Below are 2,805 nucleotides of genomic sequence, written 5' to 3'. Positions count from 1 at the left end.
ACTTATGCTTCTTTTTCTTCTGTAATAAATTATATGGAGTATAGAAATCCTGATGATGAAGCGGAACTTATAAATTCAATGAAATTAGTTGCAGGGAAAAATCCTTATGCTAAAAGTATATCTTTAATAGAACCAAATGGGACTATATTAAATAATTCAGAAGGAAATAATACTGATGTAGGTAAAAAAGTAAATGATCTATATCCAGATTTATGGAGAATATACGATGCTGCTAAAAAACCTACTTTAGCAGATTCTATATATAAAGACCCTAATGGTAAATGGATCACTGCTATCATTTCTCCTATAAATTCAAAAATAGATAATCGCTATCTAGGAGGTTTATTAATCATAGTAGATTGGCAGAAAGTAATAGATGAAATATCAATTACTGCTGGAGCAGTTCTAACTCATTGGATAAGACTATGGGTATTCAATAAAGATACTTTGCTTGTAATGCATAATGTACCAAGTGAAGTTGGTAAATTAGCTCCTGTAGAAATTAAAACAATAGTTAATAACACAGAAGGAAAATTGGAATTCCAAAATGATGGTATGACTAAAGTTTGTTTATATAATTCTCTTAGAGATCAGCCTTGGAAAGTTGGTTTTTCTATGCCTCTAAGTTTTATTGAACAACAAAGCACAAATATATTAAAGATTGGAATTATAATTGGAGTATTAGGTATAATATTAAGTTTTATTATTGGATTCTTGTATATCAAAAAAATCATTAGTCCTTTGAAAATACTTGTAGAAGAAGCTGAAGAAATGTCCAGAGGAGAATTTATACTTAGAAAATTCAAATTCAAAAGAAATGAAATTGGTGATATAGCATATTCATTTAAAAATATGAGAGATGCTATGGTAAAAATTATTAATGAAGTTAATGCTACTTCAGAAAAAATTAATAATGCTGCAGCTAATCTTACTCAAGGAAGCGATGATTTATCAGCTAGAACAGATGCCCAGGCTTCTAGTCTTGAAGAAACTGCTTCTGCTATAGAAGAAATGGCTTCTACTATAAAATCTTCTGCTACTCACTCTGTAGAAGGAAATGATATGATGATAGCTTCTAAAAAGGCTGTAGAAAATGGCGCTAGTGTAATTGCTGAAACTACAAAAAATATAGAAGAAGTTTATGAATCTAGTGAAAAAATCAAAAGCATTACTAAAACAATAGAAGATATAGCTTTCCAAACTAATATACTTGCTCTTAACGCTTCTGTAGAGGCAGCCCGTGCTGGAGATCAGGGAAGAGGTTTTGCTGTTGTAGCTTCTGAGGTTAGAAACTTAGCGCAAAACTCTCAATCATCAGCTAAAGACATAACATTACTTATAGAAAATATTTATGAAAAAATTAATAAATCTGCTGAAACTGCCAGAGAATCACAATCTATATTTAATGATATACAATCTAAAATAGATGGTACAGCAAAGATAATGCAGGAGATAAGCACAACAGCAGTAGAACAGCAAACAGGTGTGGATCAGGTAAATATAGCTGTATCTAAAATAGACGGTATAACTCAGCAGAATGCTGCTTTAGTAGATGAAACTACAAACTACGCTAGAGAATTATTAGAACAATCAGAAAACTTAAAAAGCATAATGACTTTCTTCAAAATGAATTAAAAAATTATGATCAAATATATTAATTAGGAGGTATACATAACCATGAGAAAAAAATTTAATAGCTTAAGTATACAAATACCTATTGTAGTTAATATTTTTATCGCATTGCTTTTAATTATTTCCATATCCACATTAGTATATATGTCAAAAAAAGCTATAGATAAATCTTCTTATGATGGATTTGGAACTACAATAAAAGGATATTCTACATTTTTCGATTCTCTAATTGAAAACCAGCTAATTTTATCAGATACTTATGCTTCTTTTTCTTCTGTAATAAATTATATGGAGTATAGAAATCCTGATGATGAAGCCGAACTTATAAATTCAATGAAATTAGTTGCAGGGAAAAATCCTTATGCTAAAAGTATATCTTTAATAGAACCAAATGGGACTATATTAAATAATTCAGAAGGAAATAATACTGATGTAGGTAAAAAAGTAAATGATCTATATCCAGATTTATGGAGAATATACGATGCTGCTAAAAAACCTACTTTAGCAGATTCTATATATAAAGACCCTAATGGTAAATGGATCACTGCTATCATTTCTCCTATNAGCAGATTCTATATATAAAGACCCTAATGGTAAATGGATCACTGCTATCATTTCTCCTATAAATTCAAAAATAGATAATCGCTATCTAGGAGGTTTATTAATCATAGTAGATTGGCAGAAAGTAATAGATGAAATATCAATTACTGCTGGAGCAGTTCTAACTCATTGGATAAGACTATGGGTATTCAATAAAGATACTTTGCTTGTAATGCATAATGTACCAAGTGAAGTTGGTAAATTAGCCCCTGTAGAAGTAAAAACAATAGTTAATAACATAGAAGGAAAATTGGAATTCCAAAATGATGGTATGACAAAGGTATGTTTATATACAAGTCTAAAAAATCAGCCTTGGAAAGTTGCTTTTTCTATGCCTCTAAGTTTTATTGAACAACAAAGCACAAATATATTAAAGATTGGAATTATAATTGGAGTATTAGGTATAATATTAAGTTTTATTATTGGATTCTTGTATATCAAAAAAATCATTAGTCCTTTGAAAATACTTGTAGAAGAAGCTGAAGAAATGTCCAGAGGAGAATTTATACTTAGAAAATTCAAATTCAAAAGAAATGAAATTGGTGATATAGCATATTCATTTAAAAATATGAG

At 29.3% G+C, this 2,805-nt stretch carries 1 protein-coding gene; it reads left to right on the top strand.

What is annotated here, in order from left to right; all coding sequences use genetic code 11:
• Window positions 1-1,635 (top strand): methyl-accepting chemotaxis protein (locus tag BRSU_RS13950; RefSeq protein ID WP_048596197.1); only part of this gene is annotated, 1,635 nt, incomplete at its 5' end.
• Between the last annotated feature and the right edge of the window lie 1,170 nt (window positions 1,636-2,805).

Origin of the sequence: Brachyspira suanatina, from assembly GCF_001049755.1 — a bacterium.
Lineage (GTDB): Bacteria > Spirochaetota > Brachyspiria > Brachyspirales > Brachyspiraceae > Brachyspira > Brachyspira suanatina.
Note: the sequence above shows the minus strand (reverse complement) of the source record. Positions and strands in the feature narration are given on the sequence as shown.